The following is a 22,949-nucleotide window of genomic DNA, read 5'->3' as shown; positions in this document are numbered from 1 at the left end:
GACCTGGACGCACGGGACCAACTACAGGTAGCAATGAGCCAACTATCCGACGCGGCACGGGCACAATTGTCGGGACTACTGGAAGCCCTCGATGAGCGCTTCTCGCGCCAGACGGTGCCTGATGTAGCGGGCGAACTCAGCCCTTGGCTAAGGCCGCCCTCAGGGGAAAAGGCACAGGGCTTCTGGCTACGCAAGCCGCGAACTCATCCGTGGTGAAGTCAGCTGGTGAAAGCGAGTGAGGCTCCTGCTGGACGACGCGCGCGCGGCGAATGACGAGGTTGTCGAGGTGTGCAGCAGTGCAGCATCGCGACACCGCCGCACCCGAGTTCCGATGCTCGGGATGCTCACGCGGGGGCCCAGGCAGCCAATCGGCTGACCGCCTAGGGCAGGGACAGTTCGGCCCAGACCGTCTTGCCGACGACCCGGGCGGCCGTGCCCCACTTCATGGCGAGTGCGTCGACGAGGCGGAGGCCCCGGCCTGTCTCGAACTCGTCGGCGGTCAGCGGACCCAGCAGTGGTTCGCTTTCGCCCCGGGCGTCAGAGACCTCGATGCGGAGGGCCGTCGGGCCGAGCGTGAGGCGCAGCTCGAAGTCTCGGCCGGGGACGCGGCCGTGCGTGACCGCGTTCGCCGCCAGCTCGGCGACGATCGCCGCGGTCGAGTCGGAGAGTTCGCTTCCGTACGGGATGCCCCACGCGTCGAGTTGGTGCAGGGCAAGGTGCCGAGCCAGGCGGGCCCCGCGGCGGGTGGCGCTGAAGCGCTGCGTGAACTCAGCGGTGGGGAGGGTGATTTCGGCCTTCATGTCACTGAGCGTGGCCGGTTCGCCGTACCCTGACCAGGAGTGAGATCGCGACGCTGGGTAACTGTACGGGTACGGACGGCGGGCTGTACGGGACGTCGGCCGTGACCGAGAAAGCGGTACGGCATGACGGAAGAGCGGCCGGAGCGGCCGGCTGAAGCGGACGGGACGGCGCACCTCTTCAGCGCTCTCGGCAAGCAGATCAAGGTGCTGCGCGAGAACGCCGCGATGAGCCAGCGGGAGCTGGGCGTTGCTGCGCACTGCGGGGAGGACCTGATCTCCTCGATGGAGCGGGGTGTACGGACTCCGCAGCCCGATTTCCTGGAGCGGGCCGATGAGTTGCTGGCGGCCGGGGGCGTGCTGAAGGCGGCGATCGAGGACGTGCGGGAGGCGCAGAAGAAAGCACGGACGCGGCATCCGGACTGGTACCGGGACTACGCCAAACTGGAGGCGGAGGCCGTACAGCTCTACGTCTACACCAACCAGTCTGTGCCGGGCCTGCTCCAGACAGACGCGTACGCTCGCGCGGTATTCACGCAGTGGCGACCGCTTCTGGGCGACGAGACCATCGAGAAGCGCGTGGCCGACCGGCTCGCGCGCCAGCAGATTTTCGAGCCCTGGCCCTCGCCGACGTTCAGCTTCATCCTGGACGAGAGCGTGCTGCTGCGGCCGATCGGCGGAAGGGACGTCCATGAGGAGCAGCTGCGGAAGCTCCTGCACATCGGTCGTCTACGGACTGTCCAGCTGCAAGTGATGCCGTTGGATCGCGAGGAACAACCCAGCCTCGACGGTCCGTTCACTCTGCTGACGCCCAAGGGGCGGCAACAGGTGGCCTACGTGGAGACACATACGTACCCGCGACTGATCATCGATACAGAAGAGGTCCGCGTGCTCGCCGTCCGCTATGGGATTATCCAGTCGCAGGCTCTCAGGCCCGGAGAATCCCTGGCCCTGATCGAGAAGATGCTGGGAGAACGATGAACGCCGAGGAACTCGACTGGTTCAAGAGCACTTACAGCAGCGGCGGGGGCGGCGAGTGCCTTGAAGTCGCCATCGAATGGCGCAAGTCCAGCTACAGCGGCGGCGAAGGCGGCGCCTGCGTCGAGGTCGCCACCTGCCCCGCCGCCATCCACGTCCGCGACTCCAAGGTCACCCAGGGCCCCCAGCTCGCCCTCACCCCCGCCACCTGGTCCGCCTTCGTCTCCTACGCCCGGCGGCACCCGACCGGCTGAGGCCCGTGCGTGTCTTCGGCACCCCGTCGGGCCTGGTCGGCAGGCTCGGGTGCATGAAGACATCACGCCTCATCGCCGTCGCCACGCTGGCCGCCGCCGCGCTCCCCGCTGCCGTCCTGCTCGCCGCCAACAGCGCCGCCGCGTCCCGGGCGCCCACCGTGCAGGCGCCCGGGCCGGCCGGGGGTCACACGTACTGCGCGTACTCGTCCAGCACCCCCAGCACCTCCGCCTCCCCCGCCGGCGGCAGCTGCAGCACGACCTCCTCCACGCCCAGTTCCGCGTAGTGCGCCAGCTTCCCGGGGCTCGGCAGGACCGCGTACGGGACGACCTGCAAGGCGCCCGGGTCGCGCCCCGCCTTCTCCCACACCTCGCGCAGCACCGGCACCGACTCCGTCAGGCCACGCCCGCCGATCGGGAGCCAGCCGTCCGCGTACTCCGCGATGTGCGAGAAGAGCTTCGGACCGGCCGCCCCACCGATCAGCGTGCGCGGCGCGCCGCCCGCGGGCTTCGGGTACGCGTACGACGCCCGCACCGCCCCGAACTCGCCCCTGTACGCGGTCGGTTCGGCCGCCCACAGCGCCCGCATCAGCGCCATCCGCTCCCGCCCCAGCTCGCGCCGCGTCGCCCACTCCACGCCGTGGTCCGCGGCCTCCTCCTTGTTCCAGCCAAAGCCGACGCCGAGCGTGAACCGCCCACCCGACAGATGGTCGAGGGTCGCGATCTGCTTGGCCAGGTCGATCGGGTCGTGCTGGGCGACCAGCGTGATGCCGGTGCCCAGGCCGAGGCTCGACGTGACCGCCGCGGCCTGGCCCAGGGCGACAAAGGGGTCCAGCGTGCGGCCGTACTCGGGCGGCAGGTCGCCGCCCGCGGGGTACGGGGTCGCGCGCTCCACCGGGATGTGGGTGTGCTCCGGTAGGTAGAGCCCGCCGAAGCCGCGCTCCTCCAGCTCTCTCGCCAGCCGTACGGGCGTGATCGTCTCGTCCGTGAGGAAGATCGTCGTCGAGATCCTCATGAGGCTCCTCCGTCGTCGTCGGCGCTGGTGGCGGGCCTAAGGTACGCCGTCCCGCGCCAGATGCCGAGTACACGCCGAGTGCAGGCCAAAAGCGGCCGCCGAGCCCAGGCCGAGTCCAGGCCAAGCACTGTCCGGCCATCGCCCCGCCCCCTGCCACCCCCCTTCCCTTGCACGGCAGTTCACGGCTCAATACGAGGGTTTGAGTACACCACTTCTGTCCCTCTCACCAGCCTGGGGAGCCGACGGCATGTGCAACGACGAACACACAGAACACGCCATGGACAGACGCGGCCTGCTCGTGACGGGAGCGGCCGCGGCGCTTACGTTGGGCACTGTGAGCTTCGCTAACGCGGCACCGAACAGCGACGGACAAGCCGGCCAGAGCGACGGGCAGACCGAGGTCGTACGCGGCACGCTGCCGCCCGGCTCCCCCGACTTCGTGTATTTGCCGGTCGAGGTCCCGCGAGGTGTACGCGAGATCCACGTCGCGTACACCTACGAGCGCCCCGTCGTCCCGGCCGGCACCCAGGGCAACGCCCTCGACATCGGCATCTTCGACGAGCGCGGCACGGAACTCGGCGGGGACGGCTTCCGCGGCTGGTCGGGCGGGGCGCGCAGCGAGTTCTTCATCCGTGCGGACGAGGCGACGCCGGGCTACATCCCGGGCCCGGTACGGGCCGGCACCTGGTACATCGCGCTCGGCCCGTACACGGTCTCGCCGCAGGGTCTCGCGTACGAAGTCACCATCACGCTCCGGTACGGCGCCCCCGGCAAGACCCCCAAGCCGGTCTACCCGCCGGAGCGGGCCAAGGGGCGTGGCCGTGCCTGGTACCGCGGCGACTGCCATCTGCATTCCTGGTACTCGGACGGCAAGCGCACCCCGGCCGAGATCGCCGAGCTCGCCCGCGGCGCCGGGCTCGACTTCATCAACACGTCCGAGCACAACACCCATGCGGCGCACCGGGCGTGGCAGGGACAGTGGGGCGACGACCTGCTGATCCTCACCGGCGAGGAGGTGACGACGCGCAACGGCCACGTCGTCGCGCTCGGCACCGACCCCGGGACCTTCGTCGACTGGCGCTACCGGGCCCGCGACAACCGTTTCGGCCGCTACGCCCGCGAGATCAGGCGCTCCGGCGGCCTGGTCGTCCCGGCCCACCCGCACGCCACCTGCATCGGCTGCAACTGGAAGTTCGGCTTCGGCGAGGCGGACGCGGTGGAGGTGTGGAACGGCGCGTACACCCCCGACGACGAGGTCTCGCTGCAGGCCTGGGACAACACGCTGGTCGCCTCCGTACGCTCCGGAAAGCCCTGGACCCCGGCGATGGGCAACAGCGACGCGCACCGCCACCCGGACCCGGTCGGCACGCCGCAGACCGTGGTCCTGGCCGATGAGCTGTCCCGCGAGGCGATCCTGGACGGCATCCGGGCGGGACGCTCGTACGTCGCCGAGTCCTCCGCGGTGTCGCTGTCCTTCTCGGCGGCGGCGGGACACGGCCAGCACGCGGGCATCGGCGAACGGCTGCGCGTCGACGCCGACGACCCGGTGACGGTACGCCTGGAGGTCAGCGGCGCGCCGAACTGCTCGGCCCGCATCGTGACCGACCAGGGCGTGCTGCACACGGTGGCGCTGCCGGCGTCCGGGACGGGCACGGTGGAGTGGGGCACGACGGCGTCGTACGCGGCGTATGTACGGGCGGAGGTGCGGCACGCGCCTGTGGTGCCGGGACTGCCGGGACCGCCGGCGGCGTTCACGAACCCGGTCTTCCTCGGAAGCTGAGGGAGTAAGGGAGTAGCTGAGGGAGTATCGGGAAACCCTGCGGAACGAAACACCCTCAAAGGCGGCGCACCTCGAAGTGGAAGCAGCCGTACTCCACAGCCCTGACATGTACGAGGACCACCTCGGGATCGGCAAAGGCTTCCGCGAACGCCGCGTCGAACCCTTCGGTGGCCGCCTCCGGTATCTCCAGGAGGCGGCCGCCCGCGATGTGGCCTTCTGCGTCGTAGCGCCGCAGCGTCCGCAGGGCCCCGGGGCGGGCGAAGGGGTAACCGTCCCGCTCCCCCGTCCCCCCGCACTCCTCGGCATGGATGAAGACGGGCCCCTGCTCGTCGTACGCCCCGGGCTTGGCCCACGTCTCGGCGGCCCACCGCCGCAGCGGCGCATACGAGACGAGCGCGATCCGCTCCCCGATCCCGCTCGGCCGCAGACAGCAGCGCAGGGGTGCGCCGCCCTCGGTGTCGGTGTACGGGACGCAGGGCCGGCCCGCGTCGTCGGTGTCGCGGAGCTGCTTGAGAGCGGCGGGCTCGATGGGGCGGGCGGTCCAGAGAGTCGATGTCATGCCATCAGCGTGGCGCGCGAGGCGTCGCTCTTCCGGCGGGAAACGGACATGGTGTTCAGCGGGCGCTGCCGGACTGCGCGTCGAGGGTTCGGTGCGATGTGCCGGCCATGCGCCGGTAGGCAGGTGCAGCGAGGACTGCGCCAAGCGACTGCCCATGCCGCGGCCTTGATCCGTACAACCATGTGATCAACCGGCATGTCTCCTCTGTGCATGGGCCCGGCGGTCGGCCGCCGGGCCGGGGGGGAAGAGCAGAGGAGACATATGCGTACGCAGCGACACTCCGGGCGCGTCCGGCGGCGGTTCGCCGTCGTCGCGACTACGGCCACGGCGCTTCTGGCGACCGGCGGATTCGCGTACGGCGCGCCGACGGCGGACCCGCAACTGCCCACGATCAAGCTCGAGACGCCGGACGTCGCCGCCGGGGGCTCGGTCAACCACACCATCAAGGTGAGCGTCTCGGAGAAGGGCCGGGTCGAGCTGCACATGGAGCCGGCCGAGGGCTTCCGCTGGTGGCACCTCCAGTCGGAGGCCTCCGACCTGCACAGAGGCCCGGTCACCGGCGCGAACGCCTCGTGTCGCGAGGAGCCGTACCCGAACGGGGAACTCCTGGCGGTCTGCGACATCGCCCCGGGCGAGACCACCCTCACGTACTCCGTGGCAGCCGACGCGGACATGGAGGCGTGGACGATCGAGGCGCGCGCCAGCTTCCAGGCGACGGGCGACCCTGTGAAGTACAAGGAGAAGAGCGAGTTCTCGGTGCTCAGCGACGACCCGGTGGAGATGTCGTACCGCGTCTTCGGCCGGGACACGGCCGCCCGGCTCTGGTCGCACGAGACCTACCCGGTGGAGGTTCCGCCGCTCCAGCTGGGCTGGCGCCGGGACCACGGCTCGGGCTGGAACGCCTTCGACGCGCTGACCAAGCTGTCCCCGATCAGCATCGTCAACCGGGGCGGTGGCGTCGTCGCCCGGGAGCCTTCGGGTCTCCTGTGGTACTACCCGGTCTCGGGCGCGAAATATGCCCCCGTGTTCAAGCCGCGCGTGCGGGTGGGCACCGGCTGGAGCATCTACAACTCGGTGCGCGGCACCGGCGATGTCACGCGCGACGGTCACGCGGACCTCATCGGCCGTGACAAGGCCGGGGTGTTGTGGCTCTACAAGGGCACGGGTGTCGAGTCGAAGCCGTTCGCGGCGCGCACCAAGGTCGGCTCGGGCTGGAACGTCTACAACGCGATGACCGGCGGCGTCGACGTCACCAAGGACGGCATCGCGGACCTGTACGCCCGCGACACGTCCGGCGTGCTGTGGCTCTACCGGGGCACCGGCAACGCGGCGAAGCCCTACGCCGCCCGCATCAAGGTGGCCACCGGCTGGAACGCGTACACCGCGATCATCGCGCCGGGCGACGGCTCGGACATCGGCAAGGGCGCGCTGCTCGTGCGCGACAAGGCCGGCGCGATGTGGTGGTTCCGGGGCACGGGCGTCGCGACGAGCCCGCTGGCACCGCGGTCGTCCGCCGTGGCGGAAACGTACCCGTACACCGCCTGGATGTAGTCCACAACTCGCCTGTGCGGTACGCAGCATCGAAGGGTCCGCACAGCGCACTGTGCGGACCCTTCCCGATCTGCTGCCTCAGGCACGTCAGCCGGCGGGGGGCCGGGCACCCTGCGGACAACGAACCGGCCCAGGGCCCTGGCAGGCCCTTCGCGCTGCTAGTCGTTGACGACCAGCGCCGGGGTCTCCTGCGTAAGCACCTCGCCCCGGAAGAACGCCGGGCTCCGGCGCTGCATCGCCACCATCAGCACGACCCCGAGCAGCAGCAGCCCGACCCCGATCACGAACACCGAGCCGACGCCGAAGACCGCCGAGCCGCTGCCGTACGCCGGGTCCCACATGTCGTACAGCGTCTTGCCGAAGACCGCGGTGAGCATCAGCCCGCCGACACCCGGATAGACACCCTTGACCAGCAGGTCGCGCGTCGAGCGGCGCAGTTCACCGCGGAAGTACCAGACGCAGGCGAAGGCGGTGATCGCGTAGTAGAAGCAGATCATCAGGCCCAGCGCGTAGATGGTGTCGATGAGGACGTTCTCGCTGAGCAGGGTCATCACCGCGTAGAAGACGCCGGTGGCGATGCCCGCCACGACGGTGGCGCGGCCGGGCGTCTTGAAGCGCGGGTGGACCTTGGCGAAGGAGGCCGGCATGGCCTGGTAGCTGCTCATCGCGAGGGCGGTGCGGGCCACCGGGATGAAGGTGGTCTGCAGGCTCGCCGCGGCGGAGGCGAGGACCGCGAGGAAGAGCAGGATGCCCAGACCGGAGCCCATGACCGGCTCGGCCAGGACGGCGAAGACATTGTCCGCGGTGTCCGGGTTGCCGAGGCCGGTGCCTTTCTCGCCGACACCGGCGTACATCTGGGCGGCGACGGCGACCATCAGGTACGAGGCGACGATCACGACGATGGCCAGGAGCGCGGCTCGGCCGGGGGTCTTGGCGCTGCCGGTGCTCTCCTCGTTGACCGAAAGGCAGGCGTCCCAGCCCCAGTAGATGAAGATCGACAGGGAGAGGCCCGCGGTGAAGGCGGCGAAGGAGTCGACGCCGAAGGGGTTCATCCAGGACCAGGAGAAGTCCAGTGCTCCCGCGACCTCGTCGGACTTGGTGACCGCCATGACGGTGAACATCGCGAGCACCGTGAGCTGCAGGCCGACCAGGGCGTACTGGACCCACTTGGTGGCGGTGATGCCGCGGTAGCTGATCGCGGTGGCGATGGCGATGAAGACGAGGGTGGTGAGGATGTGGGCGGCCTTGTTGCCGTCCAGGGCGGCGACCGCTTCGCTGCCGGTTACCTCACCGAGGAACAGATAGAAGAAGGAGGTGGCGACGCCGGCGAGGTTGGAGAGCACCACGACGGTGGCCACCAGCAGGCCCCAGCCGCACATCCAGCCGATGCGCGGGCCGAACGCCTTCACCGACCAGGTGAAGGAGGTGCCACAGTCGGGCAGTGCCTTGTTCAGTTCGCGGTACGCGAAGGCCACGAGCAGCATCGGCAGGAACCCGGCGAGGAAGATCGCGGGCATCTGCAGGCCGACCTCACCCACCGTGGGGCCGAGGGTGGCCGTCAGGCAGTAGACGGGGGCAACAGTGGACACACCGATGACCGCGCCACCCATGAGCCCTACCGAATTGCCGCCGAGGCCCTTGTCGGGGACGCCCGCTTCCTGGACGCCCCGTACCGTGTCTCCGGCCTGGGGCCGTGCTTCCACCTGAGTCATGAGAAGGACGGTAGGTGCTGCGGTTTCCACATCCGGAGGATGCGAGTCCGCCTACGATCCATTGAATTTCAAGGCACCCGGCGGGAAAAGGTCAATGAATGGAAGATCTCGTGACCCACTCAGCCGCCCATTCGAAGGACTCAGCCCGATCCTTCCGGGATGCGAAAACCGCAGCACTGTCCGTTTTGCCTGATTTCAAAATTTCCCGTACGGATTCCTCGAGGCTTCAGCCGGGCCAGACGATCGACTGCAGCTCGCTGTACGCATGCAGCGCGTACGAGCCCACATCCCGCCCCACTCCGCTCTTCTTGAACCCGCCGAACGGCGCCTCCATATTGCGGCCTATGGTGTTGACGCCGACCCCGCCCGCCCGCAATTCCCCCGCCACCCGGAACGCCCGGGCCACATCCCCCGACCAGACGTAGTCGATCAGGCCGTAGTCGCTGTCGTTCGCCAGCGCGACGCCCTCCTCCTCGTCGTCGAAGGGCACCACGACCGCCACCGGGCCGAAGATCTCCTCCCTGACCACCCGCATGTCGTTCGTGCAGTCGGCGAAGAGCGTCGGCGCGACATAGAAGCCCCGGTCCAGTGACGCCGGGCGCTCGCCGCCCGCGACCAGCCGCGCGCCCTCCTTCTTCCCCAGTTCGATGTACGACTCGACCCGGTCACGGTGGGCCGCGGAGATCACCGGGCCGACCACCGTGCCCTGCTCCGCCGGGTCGCCCACCTTCATATGGGTGAGGTAGCCCGACAGCTTCTCGATCAGCAGGTCGTAGATGCCGCGCTGCGCGATCACCCGCGTCGGCGCCGTACAGATCTGGCCGCTGTAGAAGGAGAACGTGGTGCCGATGCCCATCACCGCGGAATCCACATCCGCGTCGTCGAAGACCAGCGCCGCGCCCTTGCCGCCCAGCTCCATCAGCTGGCGTTTCATCCCGCGGCCGCAGACCTCCGCGATGCGCTGTCCGACCGCCGTCGAGCCGGTGAAACTGACCATGTCGACCTCCGGGGAGTCGACGGCGGCCTCGCCTACGGCCGGCGCGGAGCCGGTCACGACATTCACGACGCCGGGCGGCGCGCCCGCCTCCGCGAGGGCCTCGGCCATCCGGTAGACGGAGAGGGGGTCCTGCGGAGCGGGCTTCACGACGACCGTGTTGCCCATGGCGAGCGCGGGCGCGACCTTGCCCGCCGGGTTGGCCCAGGGGTTGTTGTACGAGGTGATGCAGGTGACGACGCCGACCGGGCGGCGTACGGCGAGCGCCCCGAACACACCCGCCCTGCCCATCGGGCCCGCGGCATTGATCTGCGGCGGCAGCCCCTGCTCCACGGGTTCCAGCGCGCCCTTCGCATACCGCCGGAAGCGGGCCGCGCCCACCGCGACCTGCATACCGCGCGCGGTCGCTGTGGTCGCGCCGGACTCGGCGCGGGCCAGGAGGGCGTACGGCTCGGCCTCGCGCTGGATGACGTCGGCGGCCGCGTCGAGGATCCGGGCGCGCTCCTCGGGGGCGGTACGGGACCACGTGCGGAAGGCCTCGCGGGCGGCGTCCGCTGCCGCGTACACCTGGTCGCGGCTCGCCTCGGGCGCGAGGCCGACGGCCTCCTCGGTGGCCGGGTTGAGTACTTCGTAGTGCCCGCCGACGGGCTCGACCCACTCGCCACCGATGAACAGCCGCTGCGGGTCCCTCACTTGGTACTCACCGTCTTCGTGTCGCGGCCGGACCTGAGGACCGTGCCCGGCACGGCTCCGGTGACCTGGTCGTCCCGTATCGTCTCCACGCCGTTGACCCGCACCGACACGATCCCGATCGCCTTCGCGTCCAGCCGCGGGCTGTCGCCCGGCAGATCGTGTACGAGGGTCGCCGGGCCCGCCTCGATCCGCCGCGGGTCGAAGAGGACGAGGTCGGCGTGGAAGCCCTCCTGGACGCGGCCGCGTTCGCGCAGGCCGAAGAGGCGCGCCGGATCGTCGGTCAGCATCTTCACCGCCTCCTCCAGGCCGACGAGCTTGCGGCCGCGCAGACAGTCGCCGATGAAGCGCGTGGTGTACGGCGCACCGCACATCCGGTCCAGGTGCGCGCCCGCGTCGGAACCGCCGAGCATGACGTCCTCGTGCTGCCAGGTCTGCTGACGCAACTCCCAGCTCGCCGGGTCGTTGTCGGTGGGCATCGGCCACAGGACCGTACGCAGCTGATCGTTGGCGCAGATGTCGACGAGGCACTGGAAGGCGTCCTGACCGCGCTCGGCCGCGATGTCCTTCACCACCCGCCCGCTGAGACCCTCGTTCTCCTTGGAGTACGTGTCGCCGATGACGTAGCGGCCGAAGTTCGCGAGGCGGCGGAAGACTCCGGCCTCCTTGGAGTCGGCACGGCGCAGCATCTCGGCCCGTACGTCCGCGTCGCGGAGCTTCTCGATCCGCTCGGGGACGGGGAGGGAGAGGATCTCGCCCCAGCCGGGGATGAGATTGAGCGCGCAGAAGGTCCCCAGCGACATGTTCATCGGGGTGAGGATCGGCATGGTCAGGGCGACGATGCGGCCGCCGGCCCTGCGGGCGCGCCCGCTCGCCATCAGCTGGCGCGGTACGCGCTCGGGCACGGACGCGTCGATGGTGAGAACGTTCCAGTTCAGCGGCCGTCCGGCCGCCGCCGTCATCTCGACGAAAAGATCGATCTCCTCGTCGGCGAACTGGTCCAGGCAGCCCGCGACGATCGCTTCGAGCTGCGTGCCCTCGTGCTCGGCGACGGCCCTGGACAGTGCGAGGAGTTCATCCGGCTTGGCGTGCCGGGACGCGACCGGTTTTCCGTCGCCGTCGGAGTGGGTGGATGACTGTGTGGTGGAAAGCCCCCACGCGCCCGCGTCCATCGCGTCGTGGAAGAGCCTGAGCATCTCGTCCAGTTGCCCGGGCGTGGGCTGCCCGCCGACCGCGTCGGGCCCCATGACATGCCGCCGCAGGGCGCAATGGCCCACCATGAAGCCCGCGTTGACGGCGATCCGGCCCTCCAGGGCGTCCAGATACTCACCGAAGGTGTGCCAGTTCCAGGGCGCGCCGTCCTCCAGGGCGACCAGCGACATGCCCTCGACCTTGGACATCATGCGGCGCGTGTAGTCGGCGTCCTCGGGACGGTCGGGGTTGAGCGGGGCGAGGGTGAAGCCGCAGTTGCCGCCGGCGACGGTGGTCACGCCGTGGTTCATGGAGGGCGTGGCGTACGGGTCCCAGAACAGCTGCGCGTCGTAATGCGTGTGCGGGTCGACGAAGCCCGGGGTGAGGACGAGCCCGGAGGCGTCCTCGGTCGTCCTGGCCTCCTCGGCGACGGTGCCGGGGGCGGCGATGAGGGCGATGCGGCCGTCGCGTATCCCGACGTCGGCGACGTAGGCGGGGGCGCCGGTCCCGTCCACGACGGTCGCGGAGCGAATGAGGTGGTCGAGCATGACGGGTCCCTTCACTGCGTCGGTGATTCATGGCTCCGGCCGGGGCGCGGGCGGCAGGCCGCTGCCGCGGACGCGCTCCGGCCGGGGCCGGGACGGCGGTCCGGGAGGCCGCCGCCGTTCTGTGGGTGGAGGGCGTTTTCCCCTACCCGCCCCTTCCCGTAACCGGGGCTCCGCCCCGGACCCCGGTACGCCCTTCGGGCGTTGTCCTCAATGGCCGGACGGGCTTGATTTGCGCCGGTCGGCCTGAAGATTCAGGCCGACCGGCGGAACTTCAAGGCCGCCCGGGCGAAAATCCAGCCTCGCCGGCGATTGAGGCGCGGGGTCTGGGGCGGAGCCAGCCCCGCCGGCGATTGAGGCGCAGGGCCCGGGGCAGAGCCCCGAACTCAGCCCCGCCGGCGATTGAAGCGCAGGGCCCGGGACAGAGCCCCGAACTCAGCCCCGCCGGCGTTTGAGGCGCGGGGTCTGGGGCGGAGCCCCAGTTCGGGAAGGGGCGGGTAGGGGAAAGCCCCCCGCAGGGGCATCCTCAGCCCGCCGCCCGGCGGAAACGCGTCGTCCGGTGGACCGGATCCGTGTCGATCTTCGGGATCACATGCTCCCCGATCAGCCGTATCGACTGCAGCGTGTCCTCACGCGAGATCCCGATCGGAAGCCCGAACGAGAGCTGGTCCGCCCCCGCCTGCTCCCAGCGCTTGCACTGCGTGAGCACCTCGTCCGGATCACCGCAGATCAGCAGCTCCTCGGCGATGAGCAGCTCGATGATCTCCTCGTTGAACTCGGGCAGAGTCTCCGGCCACACCGGGAAACCCTCCGGCCGCGGGAAGGTGTCGTGGTAGCGGAAGACCAGCGACTGGAGGTAGTGCAGCCCGCCGCCCGCGGCTATGCGCACCGCCTCCTCGTGCGTCGGCGCGCAGATCGCTGTCGACGTCACCATCACGTTGTCGTTGACGAAGTCCCCGACCGGCTCCGCCTCGATGATCGCCGTCTTGTACTGCTCCAGCACCCACTCCATGTCGGAGACCTTCTGCACACTGAAGCCCAGTACCCCCAGCCCCTTCTTCGCGGCCATGGCGTACGACGGCGGCGATCCGGCCGCGTACCACATCGCCGGGTGGGACTTTCCGTACGGCTTCGGCAGCACCTTGCGCGGCGGCAGCGACCAGTGCTTGCCCTGGAAGCCGACGTACTCCTCCTGGAGCCACATCTTGGGGAACTCCGCGATGGTCTCTTCCCAGAGTTCCTTGGTGTGGTTCATGTCGGTGATGCCCGGCAGGAAGCCGAGGATCTCGTGGCTTCCTGCGCCGCGGCCCGAACCGAACTCGAAGCGGCCTTCGGAGAGATGGTCGAGCATGGCGACCTTCTCCGCGACCTTCACGGGGTGATTCACGGGCGCCAACGGGTTGAAGATGCCCGAGCCCAGATGGATCCGGTCCGTCGCGTGCGCGAGATAGCCGAGGAACACGTCACTCGCCGAGAGGTGCGAGTACTCCTCCAGGAAGTGGTGCTCGGAGGCCCAGGCGTACTTGAACCCGGACTTGTCCGCCTGGATGACGTACTCGGTCTCCTCCATCAGCGCCTTGTGCTCTGCGAGCGGGTCGGTCTCGGCGCGCTTGCCGACGTATCCCTGTACAAAGAGCCCGAATTCCAAGGTGGTTCACCGCCGTCCTATGTTTCTGACGAACCGTCAGATCTGGTGGGCTCGACTGTTCCACCGCGCGGGTGAGGCGTCAATAGATGTCCCTGACGCTCAGTCAGAAAAGACTCACTCCGGCCAGCCAGCCGCCGTCGATAACGAACGGCTGGCCGGTGATGTACGAGGAGTCCTCGCTGCTCAGGAAGAGCGCCAGCTTGGCCACCTCCTCCGGCAGCCCGACGCGGCCGAGCGGCACGAGCTTGCTGTAGAGCTCGGCAACGGCCTCCCGGTCCACGCCGTCCGGATTGCTCATCGGGGTGTCCACCGCGCCCGGGCAGACCGCGTTGACACGGATCTTCTTCGTGGCCAGTTCCAACGCGGCGACCCGGGTCAGGCCGAGGATCGCGTGCTTGGTCGCGGCGTACGCGCCCACACCCGCCATGCCCGTCAGGGCCGTGTACGAGGCGGTGTTGACGATCGTCCCGCCGCCGGCCGCCTCGATCTCGGGCGCGACATTGCGGATACCGAGGAAGCAGCCGACCTGATTGACCTGGATGATCTGCTGGAACTCCTCCAGCGGCGTGGACACCAGCTCGTTGAAGCGCAGAATGCCCGCGTTGTTGACCAGCCCGTCGATCTTCCCGAACGCGTCCTTCGCCGCGGCAACGGCAGCGATCCAGTCGCCTTCCTGGCCGACGTCGAGGTGGCTGTACACAGCAATGCCCTCGCCCAGCTCCTTGGCGAGGGCCTCGCCCTGGTCGTCCAGCACATCGGCGAGCACCACCCTGGCGCCCTCCGCCGCGAAGAGCCGCGCCTCCTGCTCGCCCTGCCCGCGCGCGGCGCCCGTGATCAGGACGACGCGTCCGTCGAGCTTTCCCATGCCACTCTCCTCAGTTCAGGTGCGGAGCCACGTCGGCGCCGAACGCCGCGATCTGGTCGGTGAGCTCGGTACGGCTCCGGCTGCGGAACCGCACCTGGATCTGGTGCACGCCCATCGCGGCGTACGCGCGCAGCGACTCGGCGATGGCGTCGGGCTTGCCGGTCAGGGTGCGGCGTCCGACCTCCCAGTCCGACTCCCCCACATACAGGGGCTCGGTGATCGCCCCGATCTCGATGGGTTCGGTGATGCCTGCCTCTTGGCGCAGGGCCTTCAGCTTGGCGATCCGGTCGGGGAGTTCCGTACGCGGGTCACCCTGGGGCAGCCAGCCGTCGCCCCGTACGGCGGCCCTGCGCACGGCGGCGGGCGAGGAGCCGCCGACCCAGAGGGGGATCCGCGGCTGGGCGGGCCTGGGGCGCTGCCCGAGCCCGCTGAAGGAGAACCGCTCCCCGGCGAACTCGGGGTACTCGTCCTCGCCGAGCGCGGCCCTGAGCGCGTCGATCGTTTCGTCGAGCACGGCCCCGCGCGCGGCGAAGTCGACGCCCAGCGCCTCGAACTCCTCCGCCACATGCCCGGCCCCGACCCCGAGGATCAGCCGCCCGCCGGAGAGATGGTCCAGGGTGGCGTACTGCTTGGCGGTCACAAGGGGGTGCCGCAGCCCGACGACGGCGACATGGCTGAGCAGCAGGACGCGCTCGGTGATCCCGGCGAGGAAGGAGAGGGTGGCGACGGGGTCGTACCAGACGGTGGACATGGCACCGGCGAGCCGCCGCGGGATCGCGACATGGTCGCAGCTCGCGAGATAGGCGAATCCGGCGCGGTCGGCGGCCCTGGCGATCTCGGCGAGGTCCTCGGCGCCGGCGTCGGCCTCCCACGGCTCGGCGAAGATGGTGCTCTGCGACTGGACGGGGAGCTGCATCCCGTACGACAGCCGTTCTTTGGGCAGTACCTGCACGTGCACCGTGCCGCCTCCTCCGCCTTGACCTGACGCTCCGTCAACTAGTCGGGCGGGGCTATCGTCTTACCTGGCGGCCCATCAGACAAGGGGTGCGCGGGCCGCAAGTGCACGGGCGGCAACCGGTCTCAGCTCACGTCGAACCCCAGCGTGGTGGCGATGACGGCGGCCTGCTCCAGATCGATCTTCGCGCCCGCGAGTTCGACGGTGAGAGGATCGAGGGCGGACAAGTCGCTGCCGCGCAGATCCGCACCGGTGAGCTTCGAGCCGTGCAGCATGGCCCCGGACAGATCCACGCCCGCGAGGGTCGCCCCTTCCAGCCGGGCGGCGGTGAGGTCGGCCTCCCGCATCCGCACACCTTCGAAGACCGCCTTGCGCAGATCGGCACCGGGCAGCCCGACGAAGGACCAGTCACCGCCGGTGACGGAGAAGAGGTTGAAGGTGGACTGCTGGAAGAAGCTGCCGACGGCCTTGCACTGCTCGAACCGGGTGTCGAAGAAGGTGCAGCTCTTGAAAGTGCAGTTGGTGAAGGCGGCGTTGGTGTGCCGGGAGGCGTTGAACCGTACGCCCGAGAAGGTGCACTCGTCGAAGATGCCGCCGTCGTTGACGACCTCGGTCCAGTCGGTGTCGTAGAAGGTGTGGCGGGTGAATCTCTGCCCGGACAGATCCCGTCCGTACCAGTCCTCGCCCCTGATGACGAGCCCTTCGTCGGGGACGGGGGGCCGGTGCGAGAAGGGGTCGGCATTGGCACGCTCGCGTCTGCTGGACATGCCTCCGATTGAACACCCCGCCACTGACATCGGCGCTCGCCGGTCGCCCGTCGCCGGTCGCCGGTCGCCGGTCGCCTGCCGCCCGTCGCCCGTCGCCCGTCGCCCGTCGCCCGTCGCCCGTCGCCCGTCGCCCGTCGCCCGTCGGCAGCCTCAGCCGAGCAGGGCGTACACGGTGGAGGCACGGGCGGCGACGTCCTCGGAGCCGTCGGCCGTCATCGTGACGTCCGCGAAGGCCATGCGGCGCCCGAGCTTGGTGATGCGGGCGTCGAGCAGGACGTCGGCGCCGAGAATCGCGCGCTGGAAGGTGGTGGACTGCTGGACGGTGGTCATCGGCCCGTACGCACCGCGAGCCGACGCGACGGCGATCACGGTGGCGGTGTCCGCGGCGGCCATGAGCGCCTGCCCGGACAGCGCGCCGCCTTCGCGGGCGAGCCGTTCGGACCAGGGCAGCCGCAGCACGGCGTGGCGCCGGCCAGTCTCGACGACGGCGAGCCCGAGATCGAGCACCCAGGGTGCGAAGTTGTCGGCGAGGATCTTCTCGGCTTCGGCGAGCGTCAGCGTCATGCCCTGATGGTGCCCCGGAAATCCGCTTCCGGGTACCGCGCTGCGGTTCGGTGTTGCCCAGGCGTCAGGCCCCGGGCCCCGCCCAGAGGCCCTCGTCCGTCAGCCCCAGCAGTTCGATCGCATTACCCCGCACGATCCGCTCCACCACATCCCCCGCCAGGTGGCCCATCTGGCTCTCCCCGACCTCCTTCGACTTCGGCCACGTCGAGTCCGAGTGCGGGTAGTCCGTCTCGTACAGCACATTCCCCACCCCGATCGCGTCCAGGTTCTTCAGTCCGAACGCGTCGTCGAAGAAGCAGCCGTACACATGCTCCGTGAAGAGCTCGGACGGCGGCCGGTGGACCTTGTCCGCCACTCCGCCCCAGCCACGGTTCTCCTCCCAGACCACGTCCGCGCGCTCCAGGATGTACGGGATCCACCCGATCTGACCCTCCGCGTACATGATCTTCAGGCCGGGGAAGCGCTCGAACTTGCCGCTCATCAGCCAGTCGACCATCGAGAAGCAGCAGTTGGCGAAGGTGATCGTCGAGCCGACGGCCGGCGGGGCGTCCGCCGACGTCGAGGGCATCTTCGAGGACGAGCCGATGTGCATCGCGATCACCGTGCCCGTCTCGTCGCAGGCCCGCAGGAAGGGGTCCCACTCGTCCGTGTGGATGGACGGGAGGCCGAGGTGCGGTGGTATCTCCGAGAAGGCCACCGCCCGTACGCCCCGCGCCGCGTTGCGGCGGACCTCCGCCGCCGCCAACTCCGCCTCCCACAGCGGGATGAGGGTGAGCGGGATGAGGCGGCCGTGCGCCTGCGGGCCGCACCACTCGTCCACCATCCAGTCGTTGTACGCGCGCACCCCCAGCAGCCCCAGCTCGCGGTTCTTCGCCTCGGTGAAGGTCTGGCCGCAGAAGCGCGGGAACGTCGGGAAGCACAGGGCCGACTGGACGTGGTTGACGTCCATGTCGGCCAGGCGCTCCGGGACGCTGTACGACCCCGCCCGCATCTGCTCGTACGTGATGACCTCGAGCTTGATCTCGTCGCGGTCGAAGCCGACCGCGGTGTCCAGCCGGGTCAGCGGCCGGTGCAGATCCTCGTACACCCACCAGTCGCCTATCGGCCCGTCGTCCCCCGGCGCGCCCATCACGGGGGCGAACTTGCCGCCCATGAAGGTCATTTCCTTCAGCGGGGCCCGGACGATCCGCGGGCCGGTGTCCTGGTACTTCGACGGGAGCCGGTCCCGCCAGACGTTGGGGGGCTCCACCGTGTGGTCGTCCACCGAGATGATCTCCGGGAAGGTCTCCATGCGAATCTCCTATGTCAAGCCGCGGCGGCGAAGTAAGCGTCCGCCGTGTGGGCTTGGGGTTGCTGGTCTTGGAGCAGGCGGCGGTAGACGACGTCGGAGAGATGCCGCTTGAGGACGCGCAACGCCTCGGACTTGGTCTTGCCGGCCGCGCGCAGCCGACCATGCACCGCCCAAGACGGTGAGGCGAGAGCCAGCTTCACACTGAGGCCCACGGTAGCGCCGATCTGACGATCCGTCAGCTAGTGCGACAGGGGCCGGGTCCGACTCCGGGCAACTATGAACCCCGTCTATACATGGTGTGTATAGTGCGATGGGCGCGGTCGACCAGCGGCAGATCGCCGCATTCCGTGCGCCTGCCATCCACCGAGGGGGATATTCGCCATGCCCAAAAAGGCCATGCCCAAAAGGACCGTCGCTGCGGCCATCGTCGCCGCCCTCGCGCTCACGCTCACCGGCTGCTCCATGGACACCACCTCACCCGGCGCCGCCCGGGACCAGGCCGGCAAGGCCGGATCCGACGCCAAACCGCTGACGGCGCACGGCGGCGTCGACTGCGAAAAGGCCAAGTGCATAGCCCTCACCTTCGACGCCGGGCCCGGCAAGGACACCCCGCAACTGCTCGACACCTTGAAGGCGAAGAAGGTTCACGCAACCTTCTTCCTGCTCGGCAAGAACCATGTCCTCAAGCACCCCGACCTCGTACGCCGTATCGCCGACGAGGGACACGAGGTCGCCAATCACACCTGGTCGCACCGCCGTCTCGACGAGCTGAGCACCGACGAGATACGCGACGAGCTCTCCCGTACCCAGGACGCCATAGCGAAGATCACCGGCCGCAAGCCCACCCTGATGCGCCCGCCGCAGGGCCGGATCAACGACGATGTCACCGACGTCAGCAGGGAGCTCGGCCTCGCCCAGATCCTGTGGAGCGCCACCGCCAAGGACTACTCCACCACCGACTCCGAACTCATCAAGAGCCGGATACTCGACCAGGCCGGACGCGACGGCATCATCCTGCTGCACGACATATACGACGGGACCGTCCCCGCCGTCCCCGGGATCATCGACGAGCTGAAGAAGCGCGGCTACGCCTTCGTCACCGTGCCCGAGCTGCTCGCGCCCGGAAAGGCCAACCCGGGTGAGGTGTACCGCCCCTGACCACCGCCCTCTCACAAAGATCACACACCACCGTTACCTGCGCGGGTTAGCGCGCAGCCGGGCAGGGGCAGGGGCGAGGAGGAAGTGCCCCGCTGCTGACGGGGCCACCATGCACAGGGCAGACTGTCGAGGGCGATTCCGGCAGTACGGGGGCAGGGGGCAGCTATGGACCGTGACAGCGGGCCACGCGTACCGGAGCAACGTGCTCCGGCGCAGAGCGGCGTCAGCGAACTGCGCTTCAGCGTGCTCGGCCCGGTACGCGCGTGGCGCTGCGGGGAGAGCCTGCCGTCCGGATCACCGCAGCAACGCGCCCTGCTGGCCGCGCTGCTGCTGCGCGACGGCCGTACCGCGACCGCCTCCGAGCTGATCGACGCGATCTGGGGCGAGGACCCGCCCTCGCAGGCGCTCGCCGCGGTCCGCACGTACGCGTCCCGGCTCCGCAAGGTGCTCTCCGTGAACGCCCTGGTCAGTGAGTCGGGCGGCTATGCCATACGGGTCAGGCGCGATGCCCTCGACCTCGCGGTGGCACAGGAGTTGGCCGCCGAGGCGGAGAAGTCCCGTGCCGCCGGGGACCGCGGCCAGGCCCGCCTGCTCATCAACAAGTCACTCGGCCTGTGGGACGGCGAGCCGCTGGCCAATGTGCCCGGGCCGTACGCCGAGAACCACCGGGCCCGCCTCGAGGAGTGGCGGCTCCAGCTCCTGGAGACCCGGCTCGACCTCGACCTGGAGGTCGGCAGCCATGCGGAGGCGGTCTCGGAGCTGACCGCGCTCACCGCCGCGCACCCGCTGCGTGAGCGGCTGCGCGAGCTGCTGATGCTGGCCCTGTACCGCAGCGGGCGGCAGGCCGAGGCGCTCGCCGTGTACGCGGACACCCGTCGGCTGCTCGCCGAGGAACTGGGCGTCGACCCGCGGCCCGAACTCGCCCGGCTGCAGCAGCGCATTCTGCAGGCCGACGCGGAGCTGGCCCGCCCCAGCGAAGAGCCCGCCCCGGCCCCGCAGGTCACCAGGCCCGCCCAACTTCCGGCCACCGTCCCGGACTTCACCGGACGCGCCTCCTTCGTACGCGAACTGGGCGGCCAGCTCGCCACCGCCGAGCGCTCGGTGATGGCCGTCTCGGCGCTCGCGGGCATCGGCGGCGTCGGCAAGACGACCCTCGCGGTCCATGTGGCGCACGAGGCGCGCCCGCACTTCCCGGACGGCCAGCTCTACGTCGACCTCCAGGGCGCGGGCAACCGCGCCGCCGAGGCGGAGACGGTACTCGGGGCCTTCCTGCGCGCGCTCGGCACCCCGGACTCCGCGATTCCGGAGACCCTGGACGAACGGGCCGCGCTCTACCGCTCGACGCTGGACGGCCGCCGCATCCTGGTCCTCCTCGACAACGCGCGCGACGCAGCGCAGATCCGCCCCCTGCTGCCCGGTACGGCGGGCTGCGCGGCCCTGGTCACCAGCCGCGTCCGGATGGTCGACCTGGCAGGCGCGCACCTCGTCGACATCGATGTGATGTCGCCGGAGGAGGCTCTGCAGCTGTTCACCCGGATCGTCGGCGAGGAGCGGGTCACCTCCGAGCGCAAAGATGCCCTGGATGTGGTCGCGGCCTGCGGTTTCCTTCCCCTCGCGATCCGTATCGCGGCATCCCGGCTGGCCGCCCGCCGCACCTGGACGGTCTCCGTCCTGGCCGCGAAGCTCGCGGACGAGCGCCGCCGCCTGGACGAACTCCAGGCCGGAGACCTCGCGGTGAAGGCCACCTTCGAACTGGGCTACGGCCAGCTGGAGCCGGCACAGGCCCGCGCCTTCCGCCTCCTCGGCCTCGCCGACGGCCCGGACATCTCGCTCGCCGCGGCCGCCGCGATGCTCGACCTGCCGGTCCAGGAGACGGAGGACCTGCTGGAGGCGCTGGTCGACACGTCCCTGCTGGAGTCCGCGGCGCCGGGGCGGTACCGGTACCACGACCTCGTACGGCTCTACGCGCGTGCGTGCGCCGAAAGGGACGAACAGCCGTCACAAAAGACGGGGTTGGCGCTGTCGCGACTGCTCGACTTCTATCTGGCGACGACCGCGAAGGTGTACGCGATCGAGCGCCCGGGCGACCGGCTGGTCGCCCATCTGGAGCCGACCGGCCACGCGGGGCTCGAGTTCACCGACCGGCAGGACGCGCAGGACTGGTTCTACGCGGAGGCGCACTGCCTCCTGGCCTGCGCCCGGCAGGCTGCCGGTGGGGCGGCTCGGCTCCGGCCCGCCGTCGATCTGCTGTGGGCGGCACAGGATCTGGCGGAGTCCGGCGCCAACTCCAAGGTGTACGAGGCCGTCGCCTTCGCGGCACTCGAAGCGGCACGCGCCGTCGGCGACGCCCGCGCCGAGGGTCGCGCACGGACTTCGCTGACCAATGTCCATCTGGTGGCGGGCCGTTACGAGGAGGCGGACGAGGAGGCCAAGCAGGCGGCCGTGCTCGCGCGAGGCGCGCAGGACCCGGCGCCCGTCTACTGGTCCGACAACGACCGCGGCATCATCGCCTTCATACAGGGGCGCAACGAGGAGGCCGAGGCACACCTGGGCCGGGCGAGGGAAGGGTCACGGGCCGACGGGAACCTGCCCGGAGAGGCCAGCGCCCTGTGCAACCTCTCCCGCATCCACGTCGCCATGGGCCGCACCGCGCAGGGCATCACACTGGCCGAGCAGGGCATCGCGATGTACGACCGGATCGGACACCCGCTCCGGCTGGCCAACGCGCGCTACGCCCTGGGGGTCGCGCTGACCCAGGCCGGGCGTCACACCGAGGCGCTGGAGCAACTGGCCGAGGCGCTGGACCGGTTCGAGGCGAACCGGCAGCGCCTGTGGGAGGGGACCACGCATTTCCGCATCGCGCAGGCCCACCTCTCGGCCCGCCGCGCCGCGCGGGCGGCCCAGCATGCCGAGCAGGCGCTCGCCATCGGATGCATCGGCGGTGACCGGATCCGGGCGAATGTGCTGGTCACCCTGGGCAAGGCGCTGGACAGCCTCGGCCAGGCGGACCGGGCGCGTGCCTGCTGGCGAGAGGCGCTGCTGCTGCACGAGCAGTCGGGCGCCCCTGAGGCTGAGGAAGTACGGGAGTTGCTCGCTCCCCTCAGCGGCGCGGCCTGAGAACTCCGGGCCAGGGCGTTCATCGATTGTTTATGCTCTTCCGACATGCTCTAGAGCATTCGATCCGTCGCGTCGGGGGGCAGGCGGATCACGGGACCGTCACCTCAGCGGGGGCGACAGGTCCACTGGCCTTCTGTCCGGCGACCCTCGGGGGAGTCTCCGGGCAGAAGGCCACATTCGGTCATGTCGAGCAATCCCATGGGGGACAGCATGAGCAGCAACGAGAAGAAGCCAGAAGAGATCACCACACTGGGCGACCACCACGCGCCCGTGCCGCCGCAGCTCCTGGGCGACGGTGAGGTCACGACGCTGGGCGACCACCACGCGCCCGCGCCGCCGGCCGACGGCACCATCACCACGCTGGGCGACCACCACGCTCCGGCGCCGCCGCAGCTTCTGGGCGACGGTGGGGCCACCACCCAGGGTGACCACCACGCGCCGGTCCCGCCCAAGGGCTGATCAGGACTCCTCACTACGGGGTGCGGCCGCGGCGGCGCGGAGGGGAGCCGCCGCGGCCGCGG

General features: G+C 70.1%; 20 protein-coding genes. 7 read left to right on the top strand and 13 right to left on the bottom strand.

All coding sequences use genetic code 11. From position 1 onward, the window contains the following. Positions 1-380 precede the first annotated feature (380 nt). Positions 381-800: an ATP-binding protein gene (locus ACZ3H8_RS26750; protein WP_467406008.1), complete on the bottom strand. Its 420-nt coding sequence runs from the start codon at positions 798-800 to the stop codon at positions 381-383. Between the two features lie 123 nt (positions 801-923). Here ACZ3H8_RS26750 and ACZ3H8_RS26745 point away from each other — a divergent pair, with 123 nt between their 5' ends. Next, on the top strand, positions 924-1,778 hold the full coding sequence (locus tag ACZ3H8_RS26745) for a helix-turn-helix domain-containing protein (protein ID WP_467406007.1): 855 nt from the start codon (positions 924-926) through the stop codon (positions 1,776-1,778). Continuing rightward, positions 1,775-2,029, top strand: coding sequence for a DUF397 domain-containing protein (locus tag ACZ3H8_RS26740; protein ID WP_467406004.1), 255 nt, complete (start codon positions 1,775-1,777; stop codon positions 2,027-2,029). The genes ACZ3H8_RS26745 and ACZ3H8_RS26740 overlap by 4 nt, the downstream gene beginning before the upstream one ends. A 184-nt stretch (positions 2,030-2,213) precedes the next feature. Here the strand turns inward: ACZ3H8_RS26740 and ACZ3H8_RS26735 are convergent, their stop codons facing one another. Next, entirely contained in the window at positions 2,214-3,041 is an 828-nt protein-coding gene (locus ACZ3H8_RS26735) for an LLM class F420-dependent oxidoreductase (protein WP_467406002.1), read from the bottom strand. Between the two features lie 247 nt (positions 3,042-3,288). On the opposite strand from ACZ3H8_RS26735, the gene ACZ3H8_RS26730 reads away from it, so the two are divergent. Next, positions 3,289-4,821, top strand: a complete 1,533-nt coding sequence (locus ACZ3H8_RS26730) for a CehA/McbA family metallohydrolase (protein WP_467405999.1) — start codon at positions 3,289-3,291, stop codon at positions 4,819-4,821. 55 nt (positions 4,822-4,876) lie between these two features. Here the strand turns inward: ACZ3H8_RS26730 and ACZ3H8_RS26725 are convergent, their stop codons facing one another. Next, complete coding sequence (locus ACZ3H8_RS26725; protein ID WP_467405998.1) at positions 4,877-5,380, bottom strand: DUF1203 domain-containing protein; 504 nt, start codon at positions 5,378-5,380, stop codon at positions 4,877-4,879. Positions 5,381-5,641: 261 nt separating this feature from the next. On the opposite strand from ACZ3H8_RS26725, the gene ACZ3H8_RS26720 reads away from it, so the two are divergent. Next, positions 5,642-6,931, top strand: a complete 1,290-nt coding sequence (locus ACZ3H8_RS26720; RefSeq protein ID WP_467405995.1) for a hypothetical protein — start codon at positions 5,642-5,644, stop codon at positions 6,929-6,931. Between the two features lie 158 nt (positions 6,932-7,089). Here the strand turns inward: ACZ3H8_RS26720 and ACZ3H8_RS26715 are convergent, their stop codons facing one another. The 10 genes from ACZ3H8_RS26715 to ACZ3H8_RS26670 all read right to left on the bottom strand — a co-directional run bounded on the left by ACZ3H8_RS26715 (position 7,090) and on the right by ACZ3H8_RS26670 (position 18,353). Continuing rightward, a complete protein-coding gene (locus tag ACZ3H8_RS26715; RefSeq protein WP_467405994.1) occupies positions 7,090-8,643 on the bottom strand; it encodes an APC family permease in 1,554 nt (517 codons plus the stop codon). A 226-nt stretch (positions 8,644-8,869) separates the two neighbouring features. Continuing rightward, positions 8,870-10,330 (bottom strand): aldehyde dehydrogenase family protein, encoded by a 1,461-nt coding sequence (locus tag ACZ3H8_RS26710; RefSeq protein WP_467405992.1) that lies wholly within the window; start codon positions 10,328-10,330, stop codon positions 8,870-8,872. Then, positions 10,327-12,066: an N-acyl-D-amino-acid deacylase family protein gene (locus ACZ3H8_RS26705; RefSeq protein WP_467405991.1), complete on the bottom strand. Its 1,740-nt coding sequence runs from the start codon at positions 12,064-12,066 to the stop codon at positions 10,327-10,329. The genes ACZ3H8_RS26710 and ACZ3H8_RS26705 overlap by 4 nt, the downstream gene beginning before the upstream one ends. 523 nt (positions 12,067-12,589) lie before the next feature. Next, positions 12,590-13,711 carry an LLM class flavin-dependent oxidoreductase gene (locus tag ACZ3H8_RS26700; protein WP_467405988.1) on the bottom strand — a complete coding sequence of 374 codons (1,122 nt, stop codon included), beginning with the start codon at positions 13,709-13,711 and terminating at the stop codon, positions 12,590-12,592. A 103-nt stretch (positions 13,712-13,814) separates the two neighbouring features. Beyond that, positions 13,815-14,576 carry an SDR family NAD(P)-dependent oxidoreductase gene (locus tag ACZ3H8_RS26695; RefSeq protein WP_467405986.1) on the bottom strand — a complete coding sequence of 254 codons (762 nt, stop codon included), beginning with the start codon at positions 14,574-14,576 and terminating at the stop codon, positions 13,815-13,817. A 10-nt stretch (positions 14,577-14,586) separates the two neighbouring features. Further along, positions 14,587-15,492, bottom strand: a complete 906-nt coding sequence (locus ACZ3H8_RS26690) for an LLM class F420-dependent oxidoreductase (protein WP_467406150.1) — start codon at positions 15,490-15,492, stop codon at positions 14,587-14,589. A gap of 164 nt (positions 15,493-15,656) precedes the next feature. Then, positions 15,657-16,298, bottom strand: coding sequence for a pentapeptide repeat-containing protein (locus ACZ3H8_RS26685; RefSeq protein ID WP_467405985.1), 642 nt, complete (start codon positions 16,296-16,298; stop codon positions 15,657-15,659). A gap of 150 nt (positions 16,299-16,448) precedes the next feature. Continuing rightward, the gene (locus ACZ3H8_RS26680; RefSeq protein WP_467405983.1) at positions 16,449-16,862 is read right to left on the bottom strand and encodes a PaaI family thioesterase; all 414 of its coding nucleotides are present in this window, start codon (positions 16,860-16,862) and stop codon (positions 16,449-16,451) included. 64 nt (positions 16,863-16,926) lie between these two features. Beyond that, a complete protein-coding gene (locus ACZ3H8_RS26675) occupies positions 16,927-18,153 on the bottom strand; it encodes an amidohydrolase family protein (RefSeq protein WP_467405981.1) in 1,227 nt (408 codons plus the stop codon). A gap of 14 nt (positions 18,154-18,167) precedes the next feature. Then, on the bottom strand, positions 18,168-18,353 hold the full coding sequence (locus ACZ3H8_RS26670) for a hypothetical protein (protein WP_467395851.1): 186 nt from the start codon (positions 18,351-18,353) through the stop codon (positions 18,168-18,170). 181 nt (positions 18,354-18,534) lie between these two features. On the opposite strand from ACZ3H8_RS26670, the gene ACZ3H8_RS26665 reads away from it, so the two are divergent. The 3 genes from ACZ3H8_RS26665 to ACZ3H8_RS26655 all read left to right on the top strand — a co-directional run bounded on the left by ACZ3H8_RS26665 (position 18,535) and on the right by ACZ3H8_RS26655 (position 22,887). Further along, complete coding sequence (locus ACZ3H8_RS26665; protein WP_467405979.1) at positions 18,535-19,311, top strand: polysaccharide deacetylase family protein; 777 nt, start codon at positions 18,535-18,537, stop codon at positions 19,309-19,311. Positions 19,312-19,476: 165 nt separating this feature from the next. After that, a complete protein-coding gene (afsR, locus tag ACZ3H8_RS26660; RefSeq protein ID WP_467405977.1) occupies positions 19,477-22,428 on the top strand; it encodes an SARP-family global regulator AfsR in 2,952 nt (983 codons plus the stop codon). A gap of 210 nt (positions 22,429-22,638) precedes the next feature. Further along, positions 22,639-22,887: a sigma-like protein gene (locus tag ACZ3H8_RS26655; protein WP_467405974.1), complete on the top strand. Its 249-nt coding sequence runs from the start codon at positions 22,639-22,641 to the stop codon at positions 22,885-22,887. Positions 22,888-22,949: the final 62 nt, after the last annotated feature.

This window comes from Streptomyces sp. NPDC002868 (assembly GCF_055563295.1).
Note: the sequence above shows the minus strand (reverse complement) of the source record. Positions and strands in the feature narration are given on the sequence as shown.